Origin of the sequence: Streptomyces sp. SID486, assembly GCF_009865385.1 — a bacterium.
Classification (GTDB): Bacteria; Actinomycetota; Actinomycetes; order Streptomycetales; family Streptomycetaceae; genus Streptomyces.
The window spans coordinates 65,640-91,554 of the sequence record NZ_WWJT01000809.1; the positions used below are offsets into that span (position 1 = coordinate 65,640).

Below are 25,915 nucleotides of genomic sequence, written 5' to 3' on the forward strand. Positions count from 1 at the left end.
CACCGACGGCACCGCCACCCCGCGCCCACGGCCGATCGAACCGGCTCATCCGAGATCAGGGGCGTGCATGGCGCGCACTCCCTCGATGTTTCCGTCCAGGTAGTGGCGCAGGGACAAGGGGACGAGGTGGACGGAGGCGATGCCGACACGGGTGAAAGGGATGCGGACGATCTCGTACTCACCGGCCGGCTCGTCCACTTCCGGGCCGTGGCGCTGGGCCGGGTCCATGGACTCCAGCCGGCAGACGAAGAAGTGCTGCACCTTCACGCCGGTCGCACCGCCGTCCTCGCCGATGTGTTCCACCGTGTCCACGAAACACGGCACCACATCGGCGATCTTCGCGCCGAGTTCCTCGTGCACCTCCCGGTGCAGGGCGTCGACGACGGTCGAGTCGCCTGGCTCGACCCCGCCACCGGGCGTGATCCAGTAGGGATCGACGCCGGGCTTGGTGCGCTTGATCAGGATCAGGTCGTCACCGTCCAGGAGAACGGCACGGGCGGTGCGCTTGACCACGGGTCGGACGGTCATGGGAGAAATGTGGCCCGGCTGGTTCCACGTGAAACATCGCGAAGGGCGACGGCGTGGCCACAGCACGTGCATCCCCCTCGAACGGCGTGCCCACGGCACGCGCATCCCCCTCGAACGGCGTGGTCACAGACACGTGCATCCCGCTCGAACGGCGTCAGCACCAGACCGTGGCGGATCTCTGGAGCCACTCGTGAGCCCGGGCGACATGAGGCATGGCGAGGGTGCCGGTGCGCACCACCAGGAAGTACGTCCGCAACGGCGGCACCGCCGGGTCGGCCAGGGCGACGACCGTGCCCTGCTCCAGGGCCGAGGCACACAGATATCGGGGCAGGACCGCCAGTCCCGCCCCGGCGACCGCACAGGCGAGCACAGCCCGTAGATCCGGAACGATCACCGAGCCCGTGGCGGTCGCACGGCAGTCGAAGACGGAGGCCCAGTAGCGGGAGACGAAGGGCAGCGATTCGTGGACCTCGACGACAGGCAGATCCTCCAGGGCCTGTGCCCCCTTCAGCCGCACCGCGTCCGGGCCGATCCGATCCGCCCAGCGCGGGGCCGCGACCAGCGCATGTTCCTCGTCGCAGAGCGGAGTGGCGGTGAGCAGGGGGCCGCGGGGCCGCGCCGTGCTGATGGCCAGGTCGTGGTGTCCGCAGGCCAGTCCGTCCAGCACCTCCTCGGCCGTCCCGAAGACGGCGCGCAGCGCGAAGCCCGGACCGTCTTCCCCGGTCAGTTCCAGGAGGGCGGGCAGCGCCCGCTCGGCGGTGAACTCGGGAGGGCCGGCCAGATGCAGCGTCCGCCACGAGGGCTCCTCGCCCAGACCGCTCTCCGCTATCCCCGCCAGGGCGTCCAGATGCGGTGCCGCTCTGTGCGCGAGTTCGTCACCGATCGTCGTCGGGGTCACCCCGCGAGCCTGACGGAGGAACAGGGGTCTGCCCAGCTGGCGCTCCAGGATCCGGATCTGCGAGGTGACAGCCGGCTGGGAAAGGCCGAGAAGGGCGGCGGCACGGGTGAAGGAGCCGGCCCTGTGCACGGCGACGAAGGTCCGCAGCAAGGCCAGATCCATGGCACGTCCTCCCCTGTCCCTGCCCTCCGCGCCCTCCTCCGGCCTCCAGGCAGGCACCAACTATAAATATGTCGATAGGCCGCTGTCGTTACGGTGATTGGACACTGACGCAGAGTCAACTAGCCTTGTTCACGCGGTGTTTCCCCTGCGGAAGCCGCAGACGGTCCGAGCCACGAGGGGGGAGGCTCGGACCGTCCTCGTGGCATCGCCGGGAAGTACGGAAAGCGCCTATCCGGCGGACTCGTCCAGAGCGCGCAGGACGTCGGCCACCAGGTCGTCGTGGTCCTCCGCACCGACAGACATGCGGATGAAGCCCTCCGGGACGTCGTCCCCACCCCAGCGCCGGCGGCGTTCGGCCGTGGACCGTACTCCGCCGAAGCTCGTCGCGTCCTCCACCAGACGCAGCGCCGCGAGGAAACGCTCGGCACGCGCGCGGCTGGGCAGGGTGAAGGAGACGACACAGCCGTAGCGGTGCATCTGCTGCGCCGCGATCTTGTGCGAGGGATCGTCGGGCAGGCCCGGATAGCGCAGGCCGGAGATCTCGGGCCGTTGCCGCAGCGCCTCCGCGACGGCGAGGGCGGTGGCGTTCTGCCGGTCGACGCGCAGTTGGAGCGTGGCGATGGAGCGGTGCGCCAGCCATGCCTCCATGGGGCCGGAGATCGCGCCGACGATCTTGCGCCAGCGGCGTACGGCGGCCATCGCCTCGGCGTCCCGGCCGGTCACATAGCCCAGCAGCACGTCGCCGTGCCCGGTGAGCTGCTTGGTGCCGCTGGCCACGGAGAAGTCGGCGCCCAGCTCCAGCGGACGCTGCCCGAGCGGGGTGGCGAGGGTGTTGTCGACGGCCACCAGGGCGCCCCGCGCGTGCGCGGCCTCCGTCAGCCGCCGGATGTCGCACACGTCGAGGCCGGGGTTGGACGGGGACTCGATCCACAGCAGCCGTGCCCCGTCCAGCAGCTCCAGCTGGGCGTCGCCGCCGGTCGGGGCGGTGCGCACCTCGATGCCGTAAGCCTCCAGCTGGGCGCCGACCATCGGCAGCACCTGGTAACCGTCCGAGGGCAGTACCACGGCGTCCCCGGCGCGCAGCTGGGAGAACAGCACGGAGGAGATCGCGGCCATGCCTGAGGCGAACACCAGGGTCTCGGCGTCCTCGCGGCCGGGGGCCTCCAGTTCGCCGACGGCCCGCTCCAGCAGCGTCCAGGTCGGGTTGTCGTCACGGCCGTACAGGTACGGCCCCGTCACCTCGCCGGGCAGGTGGAAGTGGGCCGCGAAGACCGGTCCGGGCAGGGTCGGCTCGTGCTTGACCGGTTCGGGCAGGCCCGCCCGTACCGCGCGGGTACCGTCGCCGGGGCGGTCTGCGTCCTTCGTGCCATCGCTCATGCGGCCCGTCCTTCCAGTTCTTCCCGTACGGCGGCGAGCAGGCCGGTGCTCGCCGCCTCCACCCTCTCAAGGCACTCCTCGAAGCCCTCGCGGCCCCCGTAGTAGGGGTCCGGCACGTCGGGGTCGTCGCCTGCGGCGGGGTCGTAGGACGACAGCAGGCGGATCTTGCGTGCGTCCTCCTCGGTGGGTGCCAGCCGTCGCAGGGCCCGGAGATGGCCGGTGTCGAGGGCTATCACCAGGTCGAGGCCGGCGAACCACGACGGCTGGAACCGGCGGGCGGTGTGCTCGCTGTCGTAGCCGTGCTCCGCCAGGACCGAGACGGTGCGCGGGTCGGCCGGCTCGCCCTCGTGCCAGCCGCCGGTACCGGCGCTGTCGGCCACCACCCGGTCCTCCAGTCCGGCCTCCGCCACACGCGCGCGGAAGACGGACTGGGCCATCGGGGAGCGGCAGATGTTGCCCGTGCACACGAAGCAGACGCGGTAGGCCATGGTGTGCTCAGTCCTCGTCCGGCAGGACGACGTGCAGCGCCCAGGAGACGACGGAGACGATGAGACCGCCGAGGACGGCCGTCCAGAAGCCCTCCACGTGGAAACTCAGGTCGAGCTTGCCGCAGACCCAGGAGGTCAGCAGCAGCATCAGTGCGTTCACCACCAGGGTGATCAGGCCCAGGGTGAGGATGAACAGCGGGAAGGTGAGCACTTTCACGACCGGCTTGACCAGCCAGTTCACCAAGCCGAAGATCAGGGCGACGACGATCAGCGTGCCGGCCTTCTTGGCGGTGTTGTCACCGGTGAGGGTGATCTTGTCGAGCAGCCACACGGCGACGGCCAGGGCGCCCGCGTTGGCGATCGTCTTGACTACGAAATTCTTCATGTGTCTGATCGTGGCAGACCGGACGGGACAGTGACCGGACGGGCGGCGAGCAGGTGGACGGCGTGCACGGGAACGGTGAACGGTGAGGCGAGGACGGCGGCGGCGATGAAGGCATTCCGGTTGGACGAACTGGAGGCGGAGCGCGCCGCCAACGAGGGGGCTTACCTGCAGTTCCTGCGTGAGCGGAACATGTCGGTCGGCCTGTACGCCCTGAGCGCGGGCGAGCACGACCCGCAGAAGCCGCACGACCAGGACGAGGTGTACTTCGTGGTCAGCGGCCGGGCCTCCATCACGGTCGGCCTGGAGACGACCGAGGTGGCGCGGGGCAGCGTCGTGTACGTGCCCGCCGGTAGCGCCCACAAGTTCCACCACATCAGCGAGGACCTCAGGGTGCTCGTCGTGTTCTCTCCGCCCGAGGCGTGACGCCGGACACCAGGGTTCCCTAGGGGACAGGTCAGGGGAGGACAAGGGATGCCGGGCCCCCGCGCAGGCACTTCACGGCCCTAGCATCGAGTGCAGAACACCGACAACGCACGACAACACAAAGGACGAGGGCGATGCGGGAGATCTTCGCGGGGCTGCCGTGGTGGGTTAAGTGGGTCGCGGTGCCGGTCATCGCCCTGGTCGTGTTCGGCGGCCTGATAGCGAGCGTGGTCGGCTTCGTGATCGGCCTGCTGTTCAAGGCACTGATCTTCGTCGCCCTGGTCGGCGGACTGATCTACGTCGTACGCAAGTTCATGGGGAACTCCTCGTCGCGCAGCGACTGGTGAGGCAGCAGGGAACCGGTGCTCGATGCCGGGAGGATCGGTTCCCTCGGGGGAGGGAAGTTTCCCCCTGGGGCGTCTGAGAGCGCCGGCGGGCGATTAGAGTCCGGAACTCCCACGGGTTTCGGCGCCGTGGACGGCGCAGCCCCCATCCGTGCTCTTCCCCCGCACGGGCTCCCCCTCGCCCTTCGGGAGTGACCTACCCTTGGCCACGGTCGACACCGCCCCGGCAGACCCCGACGCACCCGCCGCACCACATTCCGGCGCTCCCCCCGCCCAGCGGCCGGCTTCCCTGGCCGTCCCGGGCCAGCCGCAGGGCCCCACAGCGGACCTCCTCCTCCCCGCGCCTCCGGCGGATCTCCACGCACCACGGCCGGATCTCCCCGCGCCAAGGCCGGACCTCCCCGCTCCACGGCCGCCCGCCGGCCGGCCGGAGCCCCGGGCGGCCGACGCGTCCACCCCCGCGGACAGGTCCACCGCCACGCTCATCGGATCCGTCCAGCGGGCCATGCGCCTGCTGGAGACCGTCGCCACGCACGCCTACGGCGCCCCCGCCAAACAGCTCGCCCGTGAGACCGGCCTCGCCCTGCCCACGACGTACCACCTCCTGCGCACCCTGGTGCACGAGGGCTATCTGCGCCGGGAGAAGGGGCTGTTCTTCCTCGGTGATGCGGCGGAACGGCTGGGACGCAGTGGAGCGCGGCAGAAACGTCGCAGCACGGTGGCGGAGACGCTGGCGCACTGGCGCGACCGCATCGGAGTACCGGTGTACTACGCGATGTACCGGGAGGGGGAGATCGAGGTCGTGCACGTCTCCGACTCCCCACAGACACCCGCGGTCCCTGAGTGGGCGGACTTCCGCGAGACCGGCCACGCGCATGCGATCGGTCAGTGCCTGCTCTCCCAACTGGACGAGGACGCCCGACGCGACCATCTCGCCCGGTACCCCGTGCAGCCCGTCACGCCGTACACGGTGCGGGACAACGACGCGCTGCTGCGCCGGCTGGCGCGGACACGGCGGATGGAGCCCGTGGTGGAGCGCCAGGAGTACGCGGTGGGGACCGTCTGCGCGGCTGTCCCGATCACGGCGGGCACCACCGTGGCCACCGTGGCCATCTCGCTCCCCGTCCACCAGGCCGACCGCCTGCTGCCCGCCGCGCACCGGCTGCAGGCCGAGATCGGGCGGAATCTGGGCTCCCTGGCCTTCTCTATCAGTATCTGAAAACTTACTCCTTGTGATCTGTCGTGCACTTTAAGCAAGATTTGACCACGGTCAGAGGATCAATCCCGGCCAGTCGACGTCATATGACGGGGTAGGCGATGCGCGAGTCCGTACAGGCAGAAGTCATGATGAGCTTTCTCGTGTCGGAGGAGCTCTCCTTCCGCATTCCGGTGGAGTTGCGCTACGAGACCCGCGATCCCTACGCCGTGCGGCTCACCTTCCACCTCCCCGGAGATGCGCCGGTGACCTGGGCGTTCGGCCGTGAACTGCTGATCGACGGGGTCGGCCGCCCCTGCGGGGAGGGTGACGTGCGGATCGCCCCGGCCGATTCCGAGGTGCTGGGCGAGGTGCTGATCAGGCTTCAGGTGGGCTCCGACAGGGCGCTGTTCCGTTCGTCGGCGCCACCGCTCGTGGCGTTCCTCGACCGCACGGACAAGCTCGTGCCGCTCGGCCAGGAGGGTGCGCTGGCCGATTTCGACGCTCACCTCGACGAGGCCCTGGACCGGATCCTGGCCGAGGAACAGAGCGCCGGCTGAAGCTCCGCCGACAGGGGCCCCCAGAGGTCTCCTGATGCCCCCGAGAACTGTGCAGGAACGCTTCTCCTGGGGGGCGTCGGCCCGTGCCGTACTCACCGCTTCCGGCGCCGGCCCCGGCCGCCGCGCGCCGGCGCGGTCCGGGCCCCGGCGGGTGCCGTCTGCGGAGCGGGGCGGTCGGCCGAGACGACCAGTGCGGCCAGCGCCGTGGTGACCGGCACCGATGCGACCAGACCGATGGAGCCCACCAGCGTGCGCACGATCTCCTCGGCCACCAGCTCGCTGTTGGCCACGGTCCCGACGCTGCTCTGCGCGATCGAGAACAGCAGCAGCAGCGGCAGTGCGGCACCCGCGTAGGCGAGCACCAGGGTGTTGACCACGGACGCGATGTGGTCGCGGCCGATACGGATACCCGCCCGGTACAGACCGCGCCAGCCCATCGACGGGTTCGCCTCGTGCAGCTCCCACACGGCCGACGTCTGTGTCACCGTCACGTCGTCCAGGACGCCGAGCGAACCGATGATGACCCCGGCCAGGAGCAGGCCGCTCATGTCGATCGACGGGTACAGGCCGTGGATGAGGCCGGTGTTGTCGTCCGTGTTCCCGGTCAGCGCGGCCCAGCCGATGAACAGCGAGCCGAGCACACCGATCAGCGATAGGGAGATCAGTGTGCCGAGCACCGCCACCGAGGTACGGGCCGAAAGGCCATGGCACATGTACAGGGCGATCAGCATGATGGCGCTCGCCCCGACCACGGCCACCAGCAGCGGATTCGCCCCTTCCAGGATCGCGGGAAGGATGAACAGCGTCAGCACCAGGAAACTCACGGCCAGTGCGACCAGCGCCATGACGCCGCGCAGCCGGCCCACCACGACGACGGCCACGGCGAAGATCCCCGCGAGGAGCGCCATGGGGAACTTCCGGTTCACGTCGGTCACCGAGTACTGCAGGTCCGTCGGCGCCGACGGCTCGTAGGCGACCACGACCTTCTCGCCCTGGTGCAGTTGCCGCGTCTGGTCCGGCTGCACGATCTCGGTGAACGTGCGGCCCTTGTCCTTGCCGGTGTCGACCCGGACGGTCGCCTTCTTGCAGGCGCCGGGGGCCCGTTGCTGAGCCGAGGTGCCGTCAGAGCCGTCACCGGTCGGGGGCACACCCGAGGCGTTCACCGACTTGCAGCTCACCTCGACGACCCGGGCGACCGTGGCCTGCTGGGTCTGCCGGTCGAAGCCGACCCCGGTGCGCTTGTGGGAGGGGGCCTGTCCGGGCCAGAGCACCACGAGGCCGACCAGGACCGCCGCGGTGAAGGGGACCAGGATCGCGGCGATGACCTTGCGCAGGTGCTGGGAGACAGGAGCGGCGGGGCCGTGGCTGTGGCTGTGACCGTGCGAGTGACCGGGACCGGGACCGTCGCCACCACCGCCGTCGTGGGCGCGGTGGCCGTGTCCGGTGCCCTGTTCCGAGCCGCTTCGGCGGGGCGGCTCCGGCGGCTGGTGGGGGTACTGCTCCATCCTGGTCACCGCCCGATCATCCCAAGAACGCCGGGGGCCCACTGTTCAGCACGCCACACATGACGCTAGCGTGGAGGCACCTTTGCACACGCGGGAGCTCGGAGCACCGGGCTGAGAGGGCGCTGACCTCCGTAGACGCGATGTTTCACGTGGAACGAGCGCTGTTCCACAGGGAATGTCGGCAGACGGAAACCGCTGCGTCGACCGCCGAACCTGTTACCGGGTAATGCCGGCGTAGGGAGTAGGTCTCATGACCAACAAGGACGCACGCACGCCTGCCTCCGCCCAGGACGAGAAGTCCGGGGAGGCCGGGAAGTCCATCGGCTGGCACAAGGCATACGTCGAGGGCTCGCGCCCCGACCTGCGGGTGCCGGTCCGTCAGGTGCACCTCACCAACGGGCAGTCGGTCACCCTGTACGACACCTCCGGCCCGTACACCGATCCGTCCGCCGACACGGACGTCCGCAGGGGCCTGTCGCCGTTGCGGGAGAACTGGATCATCACCCGTGGCGACACCGAGGAGTACGCGGGTCGCCCGGTCCGCCCCGAGGACGACGGGGTCAAGCACACCTCGCCGCGCGGCGGGCTGCGGAACCTGGACGCGGTCTTCCCCGGGCGCCCGCGTCAGCCGCGCAGGGGTCGTGACGGGCAAGCGGTGACGCAACTCGCGTACGCACGCCGAGGCGAGATCACCCCGGAGATGGAGTTCGTGGCCCTTCGGGAGAACGTCTCGCCCGAGGTGGTCCGCGAGGAGATCGCGGCGGGCCGGGCCGTGCTGCCGGCCAACGTCAACCACCCGGAGATCGAGCCGATGATCATCGGCAAGCGGTTCCTGGTGAAGGTCAACGCCAACATCGGCAACTCCGCGGTCACCTCCTCCATCGAGGAGGAGGTCGAGAAGATGACCTGGGCGACCCGCTGGGGCGCCGACACGGTCATGGACCTGTCCACCGGACGCAACATCCACACCACTCGCGAGTGGGTGCTGCGCAACTCCCCCGTCCCCATCGGCACGGTGCCGCTCTACCAGGCCCTGGAGAAGGTCGACGGCAAGGCCGAGGAACTGACCTGGGAGATCTACAAGGACACCGTCATCGAGCAGGCCGAGCAGGGTGTGGACTACATGACCGTCCACGCGGGCGTGCGGCTGCCGTACGTCCCGCTCACCGCCAACCGCAAGACCGGCATCGTCTCGCGAGGCGGCTCGATCATGGCGGCGTGGTGCCTGGCGCACCACAAGGAATCGTTCCTGTACGAGAACTTCGAAGAGCTGTGCGAGATCCTCGCCACCTACGACGTCACGTACTCGCTGGGTGACGGCCTGCGGCCGGGATCGATCGCCGACGCCAACGACGAGGCGCAGTTCGCGGAACTGCGCACGCTCGGGGAACTCAACCAGATCGCCAGGCGTTTCCACGTACAGACGATGATCGAGGGCCCCGGGCACGTCCCGATGCACAAGATCAAGGAGAACATCGACCTTCAGCAGGAGATCTGCGATGAAGCTCCGTTCTATACGCTCGGCCCGCTGACCACGGACATCGCGCCGGCGTACGACCACATCACCTCCGGCATCGGTGCCGCGATGATCGCCTGGTGGGGCACGGCGATGCTCTGCTACGTCACGCCCAAGGAGCACCTCGGCCTGCCCAACCGGGACGACGTCAAGACCGGTGTCATCACCTACAAGATCGCCGCTCACGCGGCGGACCTCGCCAAGGGGCACCCCGGTGCCCAGGAGTGGGACGACGCGCTCTCCGACGCCCGCTTCGAGTTCCGGTGGGAGGACCAGTTCAACCTCGCACTGGACCCGGACACGGCACGGGAGTTCCACGACGAGACCCTGCCGGCCGAGCCCGCCAAGACGGCCCACTTCTGCTCGATGTGCGGTCCGAAGTTCTGCAGTATGAAGATCTCGCAGGACATCCGGCGTGAGCACGGTGGCAACCGGGCCGAGATCGAGGACGGCATGGCGCGGAAGTCGCAGGAGTTCGCGGCCGCGGGCAACCGGGTGTATCTGCCCATCGCCGACTGAACCGCATGAGGTGGATCCGCCGCTGGTTCCGCTCCGGCCGGCGGCGGCCGGATCACTCGGGCCGGTGCTCCGGTCCGCCGAAGTCCGGGCTCGTGTAGTCAGGGCTGCTGAAACTCGGCCGGTCCGACTCGGTGCCGTCGCCGGGGCTGCTGAAACCGGGGCGGTCGTAGCCCAGGCGGGGCATGCGGCCGGGCGGTGCGGGAGGGGCCGTGCGGTGGCCGGTGGCCGGGCCGGGCTCGGCCAGTGCCTCGCGGAGGAAGGGCAGGATGCCGCGCTCCAGCAGAGCGTCCTGCCAGGCCTCCCTGGCTCTGGCCAGTTCCTCGTTCGCGGCGTCCCGGGCCCGGGCGTCCGCCGAGCCGCTGTTGCGAAGGGCGGTGAGCAGCAGTCCGACGGCCGCGACGAGGATCGCCACCGCGGTCATGGCGCCGAACACCCAGCCGGTGGTCAGCAGGGTCCGGGCGAGAGTGTGCCCGGGGTCCAGCATCTTCAGGATGTAGCCCACCAGCAGGAAGACCGCCGCCGCGGTCCCGGAGAGGACGGGAGCCAGGACGGCGATGACCGCGATGGCGCCGGCGCCGGTGCTCTCGGCGGCCTCACCGAGGGTGGTGACGAGTCCCGTGTCGGCCGGACCGGACTCGCCGGCGGCGGAGTCGACGGAGACCGCAGGTGCGGAGAGGACCGGGTGGCGCAGCTCGTCACGGATCCCGAGGTAACGCTCGTACTCGGCCGAGGCGGCCGCCGTGATCAGGGCGGAGGCGTTGAGTGCCATGGTGCGCAGTTGCGCGGAGTTCAGGCGCTGTCCGACAGCGGCCAGTTCCGGTCGGTGCGGTGCGGAGCGCAGCGCCTCATCGAGGAGCCGCTCGAATTCCTGGCGGTCCTCGCTCTGCAGATGCTGCGGAACGCTGTTCATGTGCATCCCCCGATGCTCCGTAGGGCTTGGGGCTCGCACGCCGGCGAGCCGTCGGGCAGAAACGGAGGGGAGCCTGCTACGGACAAGCCGATGGTAGAGCCGTGACGGCGCGCGGTGACAGGGGATTGCCGGAAATCGCGTCACGGCCTGCGCGTACGCAGTCGGAGGGACGTCTGCCCGGCAACCGGTCAGATATCCAGGGGCAGTTGACGGACCAAGAGCTTTCCGGCCATGGTCACCCCGCCGTCCATGGCGATGGCGAGCCCGTCGGCGTAGACGTGCGGACCCTCCACGACCGGGCCGGCGTCCTCTTCGCCCTCCTCGGACCCGACTTCGCCGAGCAGGTAGGGAATGGGACTGTGCCCGTGAACGACCCGGGTGCCGCCGTACGTATCGAGGAGTGAACGCACGGCCTCGACGCCCCCCTCGTCGCGGAAGGAGAAGCGCTTGGTGAACTTGCGGAAGAGGTCCCAGACCTCGTCGGCGTCGTTATGGGTCAGAGCCTCGCGGACGGTGTCGTTGACCGCCTCGATGGAGTCGCCGTAGTCGAGGTAGGCGGTGGTGTCGGAGTGGACGAGCAGGTAGCCGTCGACCAGCTCGACGGCGTCCAGCCGGGCCATCCACTGCAGGTGGTGGTCCTGGAGGCGGTCCATGTCGGTCTTCTGGCCGCCGTTGAGCAGCCAGGCCGCCTGGAAGGTGGCGGTGCCCGCGCCCGAGTTGACGGGGGTGTCGCCGAACCGTTTGGCGCCGAGCAGCAGCAGTTCGTGGTTGCCCATGAGGGCCTTGCAGTAGCCGCCCGCCGCCGCGGCCTCGGCGGACAGCCGCATGACCAGATCGATGACGCCGATGCCGTCCGGACCGCGGTCGGTGAAGTCGCCGAGGAACCACAGGCGCGTGGTGCCGGCGCACCACTGGCCCTCGTCGTCGATCAGGCCCTGCTCCCGCAGGGCGGTCACCAGCTCGTCCAGATAGCCGTGGACGTCACCGACGACGTAGAGCGGCCCGGGCCCCGCCACGGGCTGCGGAGCAGCGGCGGCGGAAGCCGGCTCGACGGGGACCTGCACGGTGTCGCCGCGGTTGATGACCGGCAGGTCGCGCTGGGTGGGCGTGTACCCCTCGGGGTACGCCTCGTCGACGGCCGGGACGGCGTCGCCGGGGTGGACGCTGCTGACGTACGGGCCGGTCTCATGGACGTACGCGGGTACCCGGAAGTCGCGCAGCGTCGCCGTCCGCTCCGTCTCGGGTCCCTGACCGGCCCCCTGAGTCATCAGACCCCTCCACCATCGCGCCGCATCTGCACCGCTTCGGACTGCCTGGTCGCAGCGGTCCGCGGTGTCGTGGGCCCATCATAGGAATGCGCGTCGCGCCGTGTGATGACCCAGGGGTGGTGAATCGGAACAAGACTCCAGTTCACCGCGGCTTTCGCCCCGTTTGGGCAGGTGTGCGGCCGGTTGCCGACCGGTCGGGCCCTCGCCCGGCCGGCTCCGTGCCGTTCCGGCCGGGTCGTGCACCGGCCGGAACGGCACGGAGCGCTACTTCTCGTCCGGTGTACGCGGCGGGCTGACGGTCGTGCGCGGGGACCGCCGCTGCGAGGAGGTGCGCACGATCAGTTCGGTCGGTATCACCTGCTCGACCGGCTGGTCCGACTCGACGCCCTCGATGGCGTCGATGAGGAGCTGGACGACGGCGGTGCCGATGCGGCGCGGCTTCAGCGAGAGCGTCGTGACGGCCGGTTCGGTGCTGGCGTACACGGTGGACTCGCTGCAGCACACCAGCAGCAGGTCGTCGGGTACGCGGAGGCCGTAGCGGCGGGCCGCGGCGAGCAGGTCGGTGCCGTTGGGGTCGAACAGTCCGTAGACCGCGTCGGGGCGGTCGGGGCGGGCGAGCAGCCGGTCGGCGGCCACGGCGCCGGCACACGGGTCGTGGGCCGGGTACGCCTCGTAGACCGGATCCTGGCCGACCCTGTCGCACCAGCGCAGGTAGGCGGTGGTCGACAGGTGGGTGTAGGTGTCCGTCGAGGTGCCCGTGAGCAGGCCGATCCGGCGGGCGCCGGCGTCGGCGAGGTGGTCGAGGATGCCGAGCACGGCGGCCTCGTGGTCGTTGTCCACCCAGGCGGTGACGGGGAGGGCGCCGGCCGGGCGGCCGTCGGAGACGACCGGCAGTCCCTGCCGGACGAGTTCGCTGACGACCGGGTCCTGGTCGGAGGGGTCGATGACGACCGTGCCGTCCAGGGCGACGTTGGACCAGACGTCATGGCGGGAGGTCGCGGGCAGGATGACCAGGGCGTAGCCGCGGGCGAGCGCGGCCGACGTGGCGGCTCTGGCCATCTCGGCGAAGTACGCGAACTCCGTGAAGGTGAAAGGTTCATCCCCGTACGTCGTCACGGTCAGGCCGATCAGGCCCGACTTGCCGGTACGGAGGGTGCGGGCAGCGGCCGAGGGGCGGTACCCGAGCCGGTCCGCCACCTCGCGGACGTGACGCCGGGTGGCATCCGGGAGCCGGCCCTTACCGTTGAGGGCGTCGGACACGGTCGTGATGGAGACTCCGGCGGCGGCGGCGACGTCCCTGATGCCCGCCCGGCCCGGCCGGCTGCCTCGACGGGAGGTTTCCGCGCGGCTCACCTGGTGCTTCCCTGCTGCTGTCATGGCGAGCCGATAGTAGGGCTCATGCGGTGGGGTAGTGCGGACGCATATGCACCCGTTGACAGGCACGTTTCTGCATGGTCAAACAGCGCCAACTCCTTTGGAAAGAAAGGAGGTTGACTGATCCAATAGTAAGACGTGTCTTGTCGACGCGTATGGACCTGCCAAGTGCCCGATGTCTCGAAGAGGTCTCAACTCACCTTCATGAGGGACGCGCGCCACGGCGCAAGCCACCGGCGCGTAGATATATGTACGGCGCGCCCCCCGAAACGTACGCCTTCGTACGCTGTTGCCCCTGATGCCGGTGGGGAAGGTGGGATCCGCTTCCTCCCCGGGACGGGTCCCGTGTTCCGGGTCGTCGCGCACCTGTACGCAGCGGCGCCGAATCCTCATAAGGTGAGAAGTATTGGAAGCCGGCGATGTCGACGGGTCGCCGGTGGTCGCTAGGAGGACTGCGGTGAGCGAGACGAGCCCCAAGCTGCGCGCCGAGCTGGAGAGTATCCCCACCTACAAGCCGGGCAAGCCGGCCTCGGCCGGCGGACCGGTCGCCTACAAGCTGTCCTCCAACGAGAACCCTTACCCGCCGCTGCCGGGTGTGCTGGAGAGTGTGTCCGCGGCGGCCTGCGACTTCAACCGGTACCCGGACATGGCCTGCACCGGGCTGATGAACGAGCTGTCCGAGCGCTTCGGCGTGCCGCTCTCCCATCTGGCCACCGGGACCGGCTCGGTGGGTGTCGCCCAGCAGCTGATCCAGGCCACCAGCGGACCCGGTGACGAGGTGATCTACGCCTGGCGGTCGTTCGAGGCGTACCCGATCATCACGCAGGTCAGCGGCGCCCGGTCGGTGCAGGTGCCGCTGACACCGGGTGAGGTGCACGACCTCGACGCGATGGCGGACGCGATCACCGACCGGACGCGGCTGATCTTCGTCTGCAACCCCAACAACCCGACCGGCACGGTGGTGCGGCGGGCCGAGCTGGAGCGGTTCCTCGACCGGGTGCCCGGCGATGTGCTGGTGGTGCTGGACGAGGCCTACCGGGAGTTCATCCGCGACCCCGAGGTGCCCGACGGGATCGAGCTGTACCGGCAGCGGCCCAACGTCTGTGTCCTGCGGACCTTCTCCAAGGCGTACGGGCTGGCCGGGCTGCGTGTCGGTTTCGCGGTCGCCCATGAGCCCGTGGCCGCGGCGCTGCGCAAGACGGCGGTGCCGTTCGGGGTGAGCCAGCTCGCGCAGGAAGCGGCGGTCGCCTCGCTGCGGGCCGAGGACGAGCTGCTGGGCCGGGTGGGCTCGCTGGTGTGCGAGCGCAAGCGCGTGGTCGACGCGCTGCGGGCCCAGGGCTGGACGGTGCCCGAGACGCAGGCCAACTTCGTGTGGCTGCGGCTGGGGGAGCGCACGGTCGCGTTCGCGCAGACCTGCGAGGAGCACGGTGTGGTGGTCCGGCCGTTCCCGGGCGAGGGTGTGCGGGTCACGGTCGGCGAGGCCGAGGCGAACGACATCTTTCTGAAGGCGGCGGAGGCGTTCCGCAAGGAGCTCTGAGGCCGGCGGGAGCGCTACTCCTCGATCAGCTCCACCCGGACGGGGTCGCCGGCCCGCACGGTCGCCAGGAGGCGGGCGTCCCCGTCCACGCTGCCGAGGACATTGCAGGGACTCGCGAGGCGGCATTCGGAGCCTCGCGAGATCGGCGTGGGGCCGTAGGGGAGGGCGAGCGCGTCGCCGTCCGTCCAGAAGGCCACCGTGCCTGGTTCCACGACCTGACGTTCGTCCGTTTCACGTGAAACGGAGATGCCTGTGTCGAAATACACCTCTTCGCCCCATATGCTCGCGGTCGAGACGAGCGGCAGCGCTTTGGCGAGGGCCTGCGAGGTCGGAGTGGTCGCGTCGAGGGTCGCGGTGAGGTGGCCGGCGGGCCAGGAAATGCGTATCTGCATGGCGCGCAATTCAACAAGATGTTGAAGTCGCTGCCAAGGTCTTGACGTGAAGGCGAAGGGGGGACCCCCCTTCGACGGCCGAAAATCAGTGCGTCATAATGGCTTGTGAATGTGAACGCGTTCACAAGCGCGTCCCGTTTGCTCCCTGTATGTGCCTGACAAAGGGGGCAAACCGCCGCTGTACCACGGCGTAGTAAGGAGAGTGACGACGTGGACCTGGCTTTGGCGCCGGAAACACTGGCGCGCTGGCAGTTCGGCATCACCACCGTCTACCACTTCCTGTTCGTCCCGCTGACGATCTCCCTGGCCGCACTCACGGCCGGGCTCCAGACGGCCTGGGTGCGCACGGAGAAGGAGAAGTACCTCAGAGCGACGAAGTTCTGGGGCAAGCTCTTCCTGATCAACATCGCGATGGGTGTGGTCACCGGCATCGTGCAGGAGTTCCAGTTCGGCATGAACTGGTCGGACTACTCGCGCTTCGTCGGTGACATCTTCGGTGCGCCGCTCGCCTTCGAGGCGTTGATCGCGTTCTTCTTCGAGTCCACGTTCATCGGCCTGTGGATCTTCGGCTGGGACAAGCTGCCCAAGAAGATCCACCTGGCGTGCATCTGGATGGTCTCGATCGGCACGATCCTGTCGGCCTACTTCATCCTCGCGGCCAACTCCTGGATGCAGCACCCGGTCGGCTACAAGATCGACAAAGCGAGGGGACGGGCCGAGCTGACCGACTTCTGGGCCGTGCTGACCCAGAACACGGCTCTCAGCCAGGCATTCCACACCCTTGCCGCGGCCTTCCTCACCGGCGGTGCCTTCATGGTGGGCATCTCCGCCTACCACCTGGCCCGCAAGAAGCACATCCGCGAGATGAAGACCTCGCTGCGGCTCGGGCTGATCACCGTGGTCATCGCCGGCATGCTCACCGCGATCAGCGGCGACACTCTCGGCAAGGTCATGTTCAAGCAGCAGCCGATGAAGATGGCCGCTGCCGAAGCACTGTGGGACGGCCAGAAGCCGGCCCCGTTCTCGATCTTCGCCTACGGCGATGTGGAGAAGGGGCACAACAGTGTGGCCATCGAGATACCCGGCGTGCTGTCCTTCCTCGCCGACGACAACTTCAACTCCTACGTCCCCGGCATCAACGACGTCAACAAGGCCGAGCAGCAGAAGTTCGGGCCCGGCGACTACCGGCCCAACATCCCCGTGGCCTTCTGGGGCTTCCGCTGGATGATCGGTTTCGGCATGGCCTCCTTCGCCATCGGCCTGGCCGGACTCTGGCTGACCCGCAAGAAGTTCATGCTCCCGCAGCACCTGAGGGTCGGCGACGACGAGGTACCGCACCTGGTGCTGTTCAAGAACAAGGCGCTCAGCCCGCAGCTCACCCCCTGGTACTGGCGCATCGCGACCTGGACCATGGCCTTCCCGCTGATCGCCAACTCCTGGGGCTGGATCTTCACCGAGATGGGCCGCCAGCCGTGGGTCGTCTACGGCGTCCTGCAGACCCGGGACGCGGTCTCCCCCGGTGTCTCCCAGGGCGAGGTCCTCACCTCGATGGCCGTCTTCACCGCGTTGTACGCGATCCTCGCCGTGGTCGAGGTCAAGCTGCTCGCGAAGTACGTCAAGGCCGGTCCGCCCGAGCTGACCGAAGCCGACCTCAACCCGCCCACGAAGATCGGCGGCGACACACGTGACGCCGACAAGCCGATGGCCTTCTCGTACTAGGCCGGGGGAACAGTCATGGAACTTCACGACGTCTGGTTCGTCCTGATCGCCGTCCTGTGGACGGGCTACTTCTTCCTGGAGGGTTTCGACTTCGGAGTCGGCATCCTCACCAAACTGCTGGCCCGGGACCGGCCCGAGCGCCGGGTGCTGATCAACACCATCGGCCCGGTCTGGGACGGCAACGAGGTGTGGTTGCTCACCGCGGGCGGCGCGACCTTCGCCGCCTTCCCGGAGTGGTACGCCACCCTCTTCTCCGGCTTCTACCTGCCGCTGCTGCTCATCCTGGTCTGTCTGATCGTCCGGGGCGTCGCCTTCGAGTACCGGGCCAAGCGGCCGGAGGAGAACTGGCAGCGCAACTGGGAGACCGCGATCTTCTGGACCTCGCTGCTCCCGGCGTTCCTGTGGGGCGTGGCCTTCGGGAACATCGTGCGCGGCGTGAAGATCGACCGGAACTTCGAGTACGTCGGCACCGTCTGGGACCTGCTCAACCCGTACGCCGTGCTCGGCGGCCTGGTGACGCTGACGCTGTTCACCTTCCACGGGGCGGTGTTCACGGCACTCAAGACCGTCGGTGACATCCGGGTGCGGGCGCGGCGACTGGCCCGGTGGGTCGGCCTGGTCGCGGCCGGTGTGGCGCTCGCGTTCCTGCTGTGGACCCAGGCCGACACCGGGAACGGCAAGAGCCTGGTGGCCCTGATCGCCGCTGTCGTAGCGCTCGTGGCCGCCTTGGTGGCGAACCAGGCGGGGCGGGAGGGATGGTCGTTCGCGCTGTCCGGCGTCACGATCGTGGCCGTGGTGGCGATGTTCTTCCTCTCGCTCTTCCCGAACGTCATGCCGTCCACCCTGAACGGGGACTGGAGTCTGACGGTCACCAACGCCTCGTCGAGCCCGTACACCCTGAAGATCATGACGTGGCTGGCGGCGATCGCCACACCTCTCGTCCTGCTCTACCAGGGCTGGACCTACTGGGTCTTCCGCAAGCGGATCGGCACGCAGCACATCGCTGCTGACGCTGCCGCCGGCGCCGCGCACTGAGTCCGCGGAGGGTGTGTTTCACGTGAAACGCACCCTCCGTACGGAAGGGCATGTTTCACGTGAAACCAATCGACCCCCGCCTTCTGCGCTACGCCCGGGCCACCCGACTCTTCCTCGTGGCCGTCGTCGGCCTGGGGGCCGTCGGTGCAGGGCTGGTCATCGCCCAGGCGATGCTTGTCGCCGAGATCGTCGTCGGAGCCTTCCAGCACGGGCAGTCGGCCGCCGGCCTGCGCACCCCCCTGCTCCTGCTGGCCGCCGTGGCGGTGGGGCGATCGATGGTCGCGTGGCTCACGGAACTCGCCGCGCATCGCGCGAGCGCGGCCGTGAAGTCGGAGCTGCGCGGGCGGCTGCTGGACCGGGCGGTGGCGCTCGGTCCCGGGTGGCTGAGCGGACAGCGCACCGGTTCGCTGGTCACGCTGGCCACGCGCGGGGTGGACGCCCTGGACGACTACTTCTCGCGCTACCTCCCGCAACTGGGGCTTGCCGTCGTCGTGCCGGTGGCGGTGCTGGCGCGGATCGTCACCGAGGACTGGGTGTCGGCGGCGATCATCGTCGGCACCCTGCCGCTGATTCCGCTCTTCATGATGCTGATCGGCTGGGCGACGCAGTCCCGGATGGACCGCCAGTGGCGGTTGCTGTCCCGGCTGTCGGGTCATTTCCTGGACGTGGTCGCGGGACTGCCCACGCTCAAGGTGTTCGGCCGGGCCAAGGCACAGGCCGAGTCCATCCGCCGGATCACCGGCGAGTACCGGCAGGCGACCATGCGGACGTTGCGCATCGCCTTCCTCTCCTCGTTCGCGCTGGAGCTGCTGGCCACGCTGTCGGTCGCGCTGGTCGCGGTGACGATCGGGATGCGGCTGGTCCACGGCGACATGGACCTGTACATCGGCCTGGTGATCCTGGTGCTGGCGCCGGAGGCGTATCTGCCGTTGCGGCAGGTGGGCGCGCAGTACCACGCGGCGGCGGAGGGCCTTGCCGCGGCGGAGGAGATCTTCTCGGTGCTGGAGACGGCGGTGCCCGAGGCCGGTACGGGTGCGGTGCCTGCGGGGGCCGTGAGCTTCGAAGGGGTCGGCGTCCGCTATCCGGGGCGTTCCGTGGACGCGGTGAACGGGGTGTCGTTCAGCGTCGCACCTGGTGAGACCGTCGCACTGGTCGGGCCGAGCGGGGCGGGCAAGTCGACGCTGCTGAGCGTGTTGCTGGGGTTCGTGCGGCCCACCGAGGGGCGGGTGCGGATCGGGGGAGCCGACCTCGCCGGTCTCGATCTGGTCGAGTGGCGCTCGCGCGTCGCCTGGGTGCCGCAGCGGCCGCACCTGTTCGCCGGAAGCATCGCGGAGAACGTACGGCTCGCCCGGCCCGAGGCCGATGACGGCGCCGTACGCCGGGCTCTGCGGGATGCGGGTGCGCTGGAGTTCGTGGAGGCGTTGCCGGAAGGCGCCGACACCGTCCTAGGCGAGGACGGGGCGGGGCTGTCGGCGGGGCAGCGACAGCGGTTGGCGCTGGCTCGGGCGTTTCTCGCGGATCGGCCCGTGCTGTTGCTGGACGAGCCGACGGCTGCGTTGGACGGGGCGACGGAGGGGGAGGTCGTGGCTGCGGTGCGGAGGCTCGCCGCCGGGCGCACGGTGCTGCTCGTCGTGCATCGGCCCGCGTTGCTGGGGGTGGCCGACCGGGTGGTACGGCTGGAGGGGGCGGAGCTCGAGGGGCACGTGGGGGACGCGTGGCCGTCCGGGGCACTCCCCCTGGGCCCCGGCCCCCGCCCGCCCGTCGCCCGGCCCGGTGGACCGAGTGGTGAGGCATCGGGGGCCCGGTCCGGTGGGATCACCCGTGAGGTGGCCGGGGCTCGGAGCGGTGGACCGGGCGGGGAACGGCCGGGCCGGATGCAAGGGGGGACGGGTAGGTCCCGGCGGGTGCTGGGGCGGGTCCGGGGGCTTGGTGGCGGATCGCGTGGGCGGCTGGTGGGAGCCCTGGCGCTGGGCGGTCTGGCGCTGGGCAGTGCCGTCGGGCTGATGGCGACCTCCGGGTGGCTCATCTCGCGTGCCTCGCAGCAGCCGCCGGTGCTCTATCTGATGGTGGCCGTGACCGCGACCCGGGCCTTCGGGATCGGGCGGGCCGTCTTTCGGTATGCCGAACGACTGGTGTCGCACGACGCCGTCCTGAGGATGCTCGCCGACACCCGCGTCGCGGTGTACCGGCGTCTGGAACGCCTCGCCCCCGCGGGACTGCGCGGCGCCCGGCGCGGTGATCTGCTCACCCGGCTGGTCACGGACGTGGACGCCTTCCAGGACTACTGGCTGCGCTGGCTGCTGCCCGCCGGAGTCGCCCTCGCGGTCTCCGCGGCGTCCGTCGGCTTCACGGCCTGGCTGCTGCCCGGGGCCGGTGCCGCCCTCGCCGCGGGCCTGCTGGCGACCGGGGTCGGCGTGCCGCTGGTGACGGCCACCGCGGCCCGGCGGACCGAGCGACGGCTGGCGCCCGCCAGGGGGGTGCTCGCCACCCGCGTGACCGATCTGCTCACCGGGACCGCCGAGCTGACCGTCGCCGGTGCGCTGTCGGCCCGTACCGACGCGGCCCGGCGCGCCGACGCCACCCTCACCCGGACCGCCGCCCGCTCCGCCGCCGTCACCGGTCTCGGCGACGGGCTCACCGCGCTGCTCTCCGGGCTGACCGTCGTGGTCACCGCGATGCTGGGGGCAGAGGCGGTGGCGGCCGGCCGGCTGGACGGCGTCGCGATGGCCGTGGTCGTCCTGACTCCGCTGGCCGCCTTCGAGGCCGTACTCGGGCTGCCCCTGGCCGTGCGGTACCGGCAGCGGGTCCGGCGCAGCGCGGAGCGTGTGTACGAGGTGCTGGACGCCGCCGAGCCGGTGCGTGAGCCCGAGTCGCCCCGACGGGCGCCGTCCTCGCCGTTCCCCGTGGTCGTCAAGGGTGTGGACGCCCGCCATGCGGGGCAGCGGCGGGAGGCGCTCGCCGGGTTTGACCTGACCCTGGAGCAGGGGCGCCGCATCGCCGTCGTGGGGGTGTCCGGTTCGGGCAAGACGACCCTCGCCCAGGTGTTGCTGCGGTTCCTGGATCCGGTGGCGGGCACCTACACCCTCGCCGGCGTGGACGCCCGCGCGCTGGCGGGGGACGACGTGCGGCGGCTCGTCGGGCTGTGCGCGCAGGACGCGCACCTCTTCGACAGTTCGGTGCGCGAGAACCTGCTGCTGGCCCGGAAGGACGCCACCGAGGCGGACCTGCGCGACGCGCTGGCCCGGGCCAGGCTGCTGCACTGGGTGGACTCGCTGCCCGACGGCCTGGACACGCTCGTCGGCGAGCACGGGGCACGCCTGTCCGGCGGGCAGCGGCAACGGCTGGCGTTGGCCCGTGCGCTGCTGGCCGGCTTCCCGGTGCTGGTCCTGGACGAGCCCGCCGAGCACCTGGACCTGCCGACGGCGGACGCCCTGACCGCAGACCTGCTGGCCGCCACCGAGGGCCGGACCACGCTGCTGATCACCCACCGGCTCGCGGGGCTCGACGCGGTGGACGAGGTGATCGTGCTCGATGCGGGGCGAGTGGTGCAGCGGGGGCCGTACGAGCGGCTGGTGGCCGAGGACGGGCCGCTGCGGGAGATGGCGCGGCGGGAGACCGAGACGGAGACGCTGGTCGGGGCGCGGTGAACCGTGGGGTAACCCCCGCAGGCCGGGGGCACTCCCGCAGGTCGGGGGGACCCCATGGGACGGGTCGGGGGGCCCCACGGGACGGGCCGGAGGCACCCTCCGCGGGTCGGGGGCACTCCCGCAGGTCGGGGGGACCCCATGGGACGGGCCGGGGGACCCCACGGGTCGGGTCGGAGGCACCCTCCGCGGGTCGGGGGCGTCCCACGGAGAGGAACTCCAGCGCTCCCTCGGGTGACACCCGGGCCGGGCGGCTACGGCGCGCGGTCCGCGAGAAGTTGTTCGATCACCACGGCCACACCGTCATCGTTGTTGGCGACCGTCCGGCCCGACGCGGCGGCGATGACGTCCGGGTGGGCGTTGCCCATCGCGTACGACCGGCCGGCCCAGGTCAGCATCTCGACGTCGTTGGGCATGTCACCGAAGGCCACGACCTCCTCGTGCGAGATGCCGCGCTCGGCGCAGCACAGGGCGAGGGTGCTGGCCTTGGAGACGCCGGGGCCGCTGAGCTCCAGCAGGGCGCTGGGGCTGGAGCGGGTGACGTTGGCATGGTCGCCGATCGCCAGGCGGGCCAGGGTGAGGAACGCGTCGGGGTCGAGGGAGGGGTGGTAGGCGAGGATCTTCAGTACGGGCTGGTCGGCGTCCGGACCGTCGGGCGCGAGCAGTTCCTCCGCCGGCCGGAGGTGGTCGGGTATCTCCATGTGCAGCTTGGGGTAGTCCGGCTCCTGGTGGAAGCCGTACGTCTGCTCGACGGCGAACACCGTGCCGGGGGCCGCGTCGCGCAGCAGGCGCACGGCGTCCAGGGCGTTCTCCCGGGCCAGCTCGCGGACCTTGACGAACCGGTGGGCGCCGGGACCGCCGTGCAGGTCGACCACGGCGGCGCCGTTGCCGCAGATCGCCAGGCCGTGGCCGTGGACGTGGTCACTGACCACGTCCATCCAGCGGGCCGGCCGGCCGGTGACGAAGAAGACCTCGATCCCGGCCTCCTCGGCGGCGGCCAGGGCCGCGACGGTCCGCGCGGAGACCGACTTGTCGTCGCGCAGCAATGTGCCGTCGAGGTCGGTGGCGATCAGCCGCGCGGGCTGGGCGGCGGCAGGGGTCCCGGGCTGTCTGGTCGCTGAGGTCACCCGGTCATTCTCGCGCAGGCGTCCGCACGGTCGTGCGGCGGTCCGCACAGATGAGACGCAGTCGATGCCTCAGGTCGCCGGCCGCGCGGAGCCGACCTCCTCGCCTCCTCGCTTCACCCCGGCCGTCCGGGCCGCTCAGGCCAGCTGGGCCGGGGCCTCCATGGCGATCCGCTCGAAGACCTTCTCGTCCGCGGCGAAGTCGGAGTCCGGGATGGGCCAGTGGACGACGATCTCGGTGAAGCCCAGATCGCGGTGGCGTCCGGCGAAGTCCACGAAGGCGTCCAGGGACGCCTGTGGCCGGCCGCGGTCCGGGGTGAAGCCGGTGAGCAGGACCTTGTCCAGTTCGGCGATGTCCCGCCCGGCTCCCTCGCACGCCTCGGAGAGCTTGCCGATCTGGCCGCGCAGGGCGTCGACGGACTGCTCCGGCGTGCCCGTCTCGTACAGCTTGGGGTCACCGGTGGTCACCCATGCCTGGCCGTACCGCGCGGCGAGCTTCAGCCCGCGGGGGCCGGTGGCCGCCACCGCGAACGGCAGCCGGGGGCGCTGCACACACCCGGGGATGTCGCGGGCCTCGTACGCCGAGTAGTACCGCCCCTCGTGGGTCACCGTGTCCTCGGTGAGCAGCCGGTCGAGCAAGGGCACGAACTCGGCGAAGCGGTCGGCGCGCTCGCGCGGGGTCCAGGGGTCCTGGCCGAGGGCGGTCGCGTCGAAACCGGTGCCTCCGGCGCCGATGCCGAGGGTGACCCGGCCGCCGGAGATGTCGTCCAGGGAGATCAGCTCCTTGGCGAGGGTCACCGGGTGGCGGAAGTTCGGTGAGGTGACCAGGGTGCCCAGGCGCAGCCGCTCGGTCGCCGCCGCTGCCGCCGTCAGCGTGGGGATCGCGCCGAACCAGGGGCCGTCACGGAAGCTGCGCCACGAGAGGTGGTCGTAGGTGTACGCCGTGTGGAAACCGAGCTGTTCGGCGCGCTCCCAGGCCGCACGGGCGCCTTCGTGCCAGCGGCGGTACGGAAGGATCACGGTGCTCAGACGCAGACTCATGCGTCCGAGCGTAAGCGGCCGGCCGGCCAGGGACGAAAGGGTCACCGTGAGCGTCCGTCCGGCGCCGCGGCGTGAGCGCTACGGGGTGAGGAGGGAGGGGGCCGCAGCCCGGCACCCCAGGGCGCGAGGGGGATGCGTCCGCCGTCCGGCGCTCGGGCAGGGGGGCGGTGCTGGGTTCGCCGTCCGGCGCTCGGGGCCGGGGCAGGGAGTGAGTGGGGTCGCCGTGCGGTGCTCGGGGCAGGGGGCTGGGGTCACCGTGCGCTGCTCGGGGCCGGGGCGGGCGCTGCCGGGGTCGTCGCCGTGCGGTGCCCAGGGGCGCCACCGGTGAGTGCTGGTCAGGACGGGTCCGGAAAGCTCAGGTAGCGCGGCGGTACGGCGGCTGTGAGCCAGACACCGTTGGCGCTGACGTGGAACACGTGACCGTCGCGGTGCATGGCGCCGGAGTCGACGGTGAGCACCACCGGGCGGCCCCGGCGTGCGCCGACGCGGGTGGCGGTCTCCCGGTCCGCGGAGAGGTGGACGGCGTGCCGGGTCATGGGGAGCAGACCCTCAGCCCGGACAGCGGCCAGGTTCGGGGTGACCGTCCCGTGGTAGAGGTGCGGGGGCGGGGGTGTCGGGGGCAGACCGAGGTCGACCTCGATGCTGTGTCCCTGACTGGCGCGGATCCTGTCGCCGTCGATCACGAAGCGCTGTTTGTCGTTCGTGGCGACCACGTGGTCCAGTTCGTCGCGCGTGAACCGGAAGCCGTGTGCGGCGGCCGCGCCGATCAGCGTGTCGATCTCCACCCAGCCGCCGTGATCCGGTGTGAGCCCGATGCGCTCGGGTTGGTGGCGCAGGTGTCTGGAGAGGTATTTGGACACCTTCACGGTACGTCGTTCGTCCATGGGTCCAGCGTGTGGGAGAGACACGGATCACGCAGCTTGTTTTTGTCCCGATGTTTGATCCACAGCCAACTGGGTTTATCCACAGACCAATTGGCGAAGTTGTGGACAACCATGATGCCCTTCAAGGTATTTCATGAACATCTGTATGGGAAAACGGCGTTGCTGCCATGTCGTCCAAAGCCCGTGCTCTCACCTCCCGTTCGGCCGCCAGTGTGATGAAGTCCGGAACGCGATCCCGTCCGACGAGCCTTTCCACGGCGGCGATCGTGTCGGCGGGCATGCGCACGGTGCGAGTGCCGTCGGCCGTCTCGGGCGGTTGCGGTGCCGCGAGATGTCTGCGCAGCTGCCTCGTGGCCAACGCCCGCATCGCACGGCCCAGTTCCGCCTCCACCGTCTGCTGGGCGAGCGGGCGCAGGCGGCGCACGAGAGCGGCTGCCTCGGCGGCATGGGCGTCCGTGCGGTGGCCCGGGTCGGACAGGTAGCGCGCGAACACGTACTCCGTGGTGAACTCCAGGAAACGGGCGGCGATGTGTTCCACCTGCCCCCTCAACTCCCGCAGGTGGTCCGAGATCGCGCCGAGCGGGACCCCTGCGGCATGCAACTCGGCCGCCACCGACAGTTCTTGGGGGCTCGGTACGAGGAAGGTGTCCGGGTCACCGGCGACCGGCTCCAGCACACCGAGGTCGACCGCCTCGGCCACGGCGTCGTCGTCGGACGTGCCGCCGAAGCGGGCGTCCAGTTCGGAACGGGTGACGCGGTCGGGCCGCTCGTCCGTCCAGGGGCCCTCCACCTCGGCGACCAGGCCGAGGATGCCGGCCAGGCCGCGCCCGGTGTCCCAGGCGTCCAGGACCTCCTTGATCGAGGCCAGGGTGTGGCCGCGGTCGAGGAGGTGGGCGATCTGGTGCAGGCGGGCGACGTGGGCGTCGGAGTAGAGGTTGGCGCGGCCCCGGCGCTCGGGGCGGGGGAGGAGACCGCGGTCCTGGTAGGCGCGGATGGTCCTGACCGTGGTGCGGGTGAGGTGGGCGAGGTCCTCGATGCGGTAGTCATTCCGGGCCGCGGGGCCGGACATGGTCAACTCCCCTCCGCC

General features: G+C 70.5%; 23 protein-coding genes and 1 riboswitch. Of the genes, 9 read left to right on the forward strand and 14 right to left on the reverse strand.

Going from position 1 to position 25,915, the window contains the following annotated elements:
- Window positions 1-45 precede the first annotated feature (45 nt).
- The 5 genes from GT045_RS38455 to GT045_RS38475 all read right to left on the reverse strand — a co-directional run bounded on the left by GT045_RS38455 (window position 46) and on the right by GT045_RS38475 (window position 3,838).
- Window positions 46-528: an NUDIX hydrolase gene (locus tag GT045_RS38455; RefSeq protein ID WP_161337034.1), complete on the reverse strand. Its 483-nt coding sequence runs from the start codon at window positions 526-528 to the stop codon at window positions 46-48.
- Between the two features lie 154 nt (window positions 529-682).
- Window positions 683-1,588: a LysR family transcriptional regulator gene (locus GT045_RS38460; RefSeq protein WP_161337035.1), complete on the reverse strand. Its 906-nt coding sequence runs from the start codon at window positions 1,586-1,588 to the stop codon at window positions 683-685.
- A 228-nt stretch (window positions 1,589-1,816) separates the two neighbouring features.
- Complete coding sequence (locus tag GT045_RS38465) at window positions 1,817-2,965, reverse strand: cystathionine gamma-lyase (protein ID WP_161337036.1); 1,149 nt, start codon at window positions 2,963-2,965, stop codon at window positions 1,817-1,819.
- Entirely contained in the window at window positions 2,962-3,453 is a 492-nt protein-coding gene (locus GT045_RS38470) for a low molecular weight protein-tyrosine-phosphatase (RefSeq protein WP_161337037.1), read from the reverse strand. The genes GT045_RS38465 and GT045_RS38470 overlap by 4 nt, the downstream gene beginning before the upstream one ends.
- A gap of 7 nt (window positions 3,454-3,460) precedes the next feature.
- Complete coding sequence (locus tag GT045_RS38475; RefSeq protein WP_161295229.1) at window positions 3,461-3,838, reverse strand: phage holin family protein; 378 nt, start codon at window positions 3,836-3,838, stop codon at window positions 3,461-3,463.
- Between the two features lie 105 nt (window positions 3,839-3,943).
- Here GT045_RS38475 and GT045_RS38480 point away from each other — a divergent pair, with 105 nt between their 5' ends.
- The 4 genes from GT045_RS38480 (at window position 3,944) to GT045_RS38495 (ending at window position 6,360) form a co-directional block, all read left to right on the forward strand.
- A complete protein-coding gene (locus GT045_RS38480; protein WP_161337038.1) occupies window positions 3,944-4,261 on the forward strand; it encodes a cupin domain-containing protein in 318 nt (105 codons plus the stop codon).
- A 134-nt stretch (window positions 4,262-4,395) separates the two neighbouring features.
- Window positions 4,396-4,608 (forward strand): DUF5326 family protein, encoded by a 213-nt coding sequence (locus tag GT045_RS38485; protein ID WP_161295225.1) that lies wholly within the window; start codon window positions 4,396-4,398, stop codon window positions 4,606-4,608.
- Window positions 4,609-5,089: 481 nt separating this feature from the next.
- A complete protein-coding gene (locus GT045_RS38490; RefSeq protein ID WP_345942889.1) occupies window positions 5,090-5,824 on the forward strand; it encodes an IclR family transcriptional regulator C-terminal domain-containing protein in 735 nt (244 codons plus the stop codon).
- 98 nt (window positions 5,825-5,922) lie between these two features.
- Window positions 5,923-6,360 (forward strand): SsgA family sporulation/cell division regulator, encoded by a 438-nt coding sequence (locus GT045_RS38495; protein ID WP_161295221.1) that lies wholly within the window; start codon window positions 5,923-5,925, stop codon window positions 6,358-6,360.
- Between the two features lie 92 nt (window positions 6,361-6,452).
- On the opposite strand, the gene GT045_RS38500 is transcribed toward GT045_RS38495, so the two are convergent.
- Window positions 6,453-7,874 (reverse strand): YibE/F family protein, encoded by a 1,422-nt coding sequence (locus GT045_RS38500; RefSeq protein ID WP_345942887.1) that lies wholly within the window; start codon window positions 7,872-7,874, stop codon window positions 6,453-6,455.
- Between the two features lie 71 nt (window positions 7,875-7,945).
- A riboswitch (TPP riboswitch) is annotated at window positions 7,946-8,123 on the forward strand.
- Between GT045_RS38500 and thiC the strand changes: the two genes are divergently transcribed.
- A complete protein-coding gene (gene thiC, locus GT045_RS38505) occupies window positions 8,116-9,900 on the forward strand; it encodes a phosphomethylpyrimidine synthase ThiC (protein WP_161337040.1) in 1,785 nt (594 codons plus the stop codon). It overlaps the preceding riboswitch by 8 nt.
- 52 nt (window positions 9,901-9,952) lie before the next feature.
- On the opposite strand, the gene GT045_RS38510 is transcribed toward thiC, so the two are convergent.
- From GT045_RS38510 to GT045_RS38520, 3 genes are all read right to left on the reverse strand, one after another.
- Window positions 9,953-10,816: a hypothetical protein gene (locus GT045_RS38510; RefSeq protein WP_161289404.1), complete on the reverse strand. Its 864-nt coding sequence runs from the start codon at window positions 10,814-10,816 to the stop codon at window positions 9,953-9,955.
- Window positions 10,817-10,998: 182 nt separating this feature from the next.
- Entirely contained in the window at window positions 10,999-12,078 is a 1,080-nt protein-coding gene (locus tag GT045_RS38515; protein ID WP_161337041.1) for a metallophosphoesterase, read from the reverse strand.
- Window positions 12,079-12,342: 264 nt separating this feature from the next.
- Window positions 12,343-13,455, reverse strand: coding sequence for a LacI family DNA-binding transcriptional regulator (locus GT045_RS38520; protein WP_161289408.1), 1,113 nt, complete (start codon window positions 13,453-13,455; stop codon window positions 12,343-12,345).
- A 454-nt stretch (window positions 13,456-13,909) separates the two neighbouring features.
- Between GT045_RS38520 and hisC the strand changes: the two genes are divergently transcribed.
- Window positions 13,910-14,989, forward strand: coding sequence for a histidinol-phosphate transaminase (gene hisC, locus GT045_RS38525; RefSeq protein WP_161289410.1), 1,080 nt, complete (start codon window positions 13,910-13,912; stop codon window positions 14,987-14,989).
- A 14-nt stretch (window positions 14,990-15,003) separates the two neighbouring features.
- Here the strand turns inward: hisC and GT045_RS38530 are convergent, their stop codons facing one another.
- Window positions 15,004-15,381, reverse strand: a complete 378-nt coding sequence (locus GT045_RS38530) for a cyclophilin-like fold protein (RefSeq protein WP_161337042.1) — start codon at window positions 15,379-15,381, stop codon at window positions 15,004-15,006.
- Between the two features lie 210 nt (window positions 15,382-15,591).
- Between GT045_RS38530 and GT045_RS38535 the strand changes: the two genes are divergently transcribed.
- Genes GT045_RS38535 through cydD form a run of 3 tightly spaced genes read left to right on the forward strand, consistent with a single transcriptional unit; the run spans window position 15,592 to window position 21,782 of the window.
- Window positions 15,592-17,100 (forward strand): cytochrome ubiquinol oxidase subunit I, encoded by a 1,509-nt coding sequence (locus GT045_RS38535; protein ID WP_161337043.1) that lies wholly within the window; start codon window positions 15,592-15,594, stop codon window positions 17,098-17,100.
- Between the two features lie 15 nt (window positions 17,101-17,115).
- On the forward strand, window positions 17,116-18,135 hold the full coding sequence (gene cydB / locus GT045_RS38540) for a cytochrome d ubiquinol oxidase subunit II (protein WP_161289416.1): 1,020 nt from the start codon (window positions 17,116-17,118) through the stop codon (window positions 18,133-18,135).
- A 59-nt stretch (window positions 18,136-18,194) separates the two neighbouring features.
- Window positions 18,195-21,782 (forward strand): thiol reductant ABC exporter subunit CydD, encoded by a 3,588-nt coding sequence (cydD, locus tag GT045_RS38545; RefSeq protein WP_161337044.1) that lies wholly within the window; start codon window positions 18,195-18,197, stop codon window positions 21,780-21,782.
- A 251-nt stretch (window positions 21,783-22,033) separates the two neighbouring features.
- Here the strand turns inward: cydD and GT045_RS38550 are convergent, their stop codons facing one another.
- The 4 genes from GT045_RS38550 to GT045_RS38565 all read right to left on the reverse strand — a co-directional run bounded on the left by GT045_RS38550 (window position 22,034) and on the right by GT045_RS38565 (window position 25,897).
- A complete protein-coding gene (locus GT045_RS38550) occupies window positions 22,034-22,906 on the reverse strand; it encodes an HAD-IIB family hydrolase (RefSeq protein WP_161290870.1) in 873 nt (290 codons plus the stop codon).
- 135 nt (window positions 22,907-23,041) lie between these two features.
- The gene (locus GT045_RS38555; RefSeq protein WP_202529513.1) at window positions 23,042-23,944 is read right to left on the reverse strand and encodes an LLM class flavin-dependent oxidoreductase; all 903 of its coding nucleotides are present in this window, start codon (window positions 23,942-23,944) and stop codon (window positions 23,042-23,044) included.
- A 335-nt stretch (window positions 23,945-24,279) separates the two neighbouring features.
- Window positions 24,280-24,828 carry an RNA 2'-phosphotransferase gene (locus GT045_RS38560; RefSeq protein WP_161337045.1) on the reverse strand — a complete coding sequence of 183 codons (549 nt, stop codon included), beginning with the start codon at window positions 24,826-24,828 and terminating at the stop codon, window positions 24,280-24,282.
- Between the two features lie 121 nt (window positions 24,829-24,949).
- Complete coding sequence (locus tag GT045_RS38565; RefSeq protein WP_161337046.1) at window positions 24,950-25,897, reverse strand: MerR family transcriptional regulator; 948 nt, start codon at window positions 25,895-25,897, stop codon at window positions 24,950-24,952.
- Window positions 25,898-25,915 lie beyond the last annotated feature (18 nt).

Coding starts and splice junctions, on each gene's coding strand:
- GT045_RS38455 (WP_161337034.1), bottom strand. CDS start 528: ATGACCGTCCGACCCGTGGTCAAGCGCACCGCCCGTGCCGTTCTCCTG.
- GT045_RS38460 (WP_161337035.1), bottom strand. CDS start 1,588: ATGGATCTGGCCTTGCTGCGGACCTTCGTCGCCGTGCACAGGGCCGGC.
- GT045_RS38465 (WP_161337036.1), bottom strand. CDS start 2,965: ATGAGCGATGGCACGAAGGACGCAGACCGCCCCGGCGACGGTACCCGC.
- GT045_RS38470 (WP_161337037.1), bottom strand. CDS start 3,453: ATGGCCTACCGCGTCTGCTTCGTGTGCACGGGCAACATCTGCCGCTCC.
- GT045_RS38475 (WP_161295229.1), bottom strand. CDS start 3,838: ATGAAGAATTTCGTAGTCAAGACGATCGCCAACGCGGGCGCCCTGGCC.
- GT045_RS38480 (WP_161337038.1), top strand. CDS start 3,944: ATGAAGGCATTCCGGTTGGACGAACTGGAGGCGGAGCGCGCCGCCAAC.
- GT045_RS38485 (WP_161295225.1), top strand. CDS start 4,396: ATGCGGGAGATCTTCGCGGGGCTGCCGTGGTGGGTTAAGTGGGTCGCG.
- GT045_RS38495 (WP_161295221.1), top strand. CDS start 5,923: ATGCGCGAGTCCGTACAGGCAGAAGTCATGATGAGCTTTCTCGTGTCG.
- thiC (WP_161337040.1), top strand. CDS start 8,116: ATGACCAACAAGGACGCACGCACGCCTGCCTCCGCCCAGGACGAGAAG.
- GT045_RS38510 (WP_161289404.1), bottom strand. CDS start 10,816: ATGCACATGAACAGCGTTCCGCAGCATCTGCAGAGCGAGGACCGCCAG.
- GT045_RS38515 (WP_161337041.1), bottom strand. CDS start 12,078: ATGACTCAGGGGGCCGGTCAGGGACCCGAGACGGAGCGGACGGCGACG.
- GT045_RS38520 (WP_161289408.1), bottom strand. CDS start 13,455: ATGACAGCAGCAGGGAAGCACCAGGTGAGCCGCGCGGAAACCTCCCGT.
- GT045_RS38530 (WP_161337042.1), bottom strand. CDS start 15,381: ATGCAGATACGCATTTCCTGGCCCGCCGGCCACCTCACCGCGACCCTC.
- cydB (WP_161289416.1), top strand. CDS start 17,116: ATGGAACTTCACGACGTCTGGTTCGTCCTGATCGCCGTCCTGTGGACG.
- GT045_RS38555 (WP_202529513.1), bottom strand. CDS start 23,944: ATGAGTCTGCGTCTGAGCACCGTGATCCTTCCGTACCGCCGCTGGCAC.
- GT045_RS38560 (WP_161337045.1), bottom strand. CDS start 24,828: ATGGACGAACGACGTACCGTGAAGGTGTCCAAATACCTCTCCAGACAC.
- GT045_RS38565 (WP_161337046.1), bottom strand. CDS start 25,897: ATGTCCGGCCCCGCGGCCCGGAATGACTACCGCATCGAGGACCTCGCC.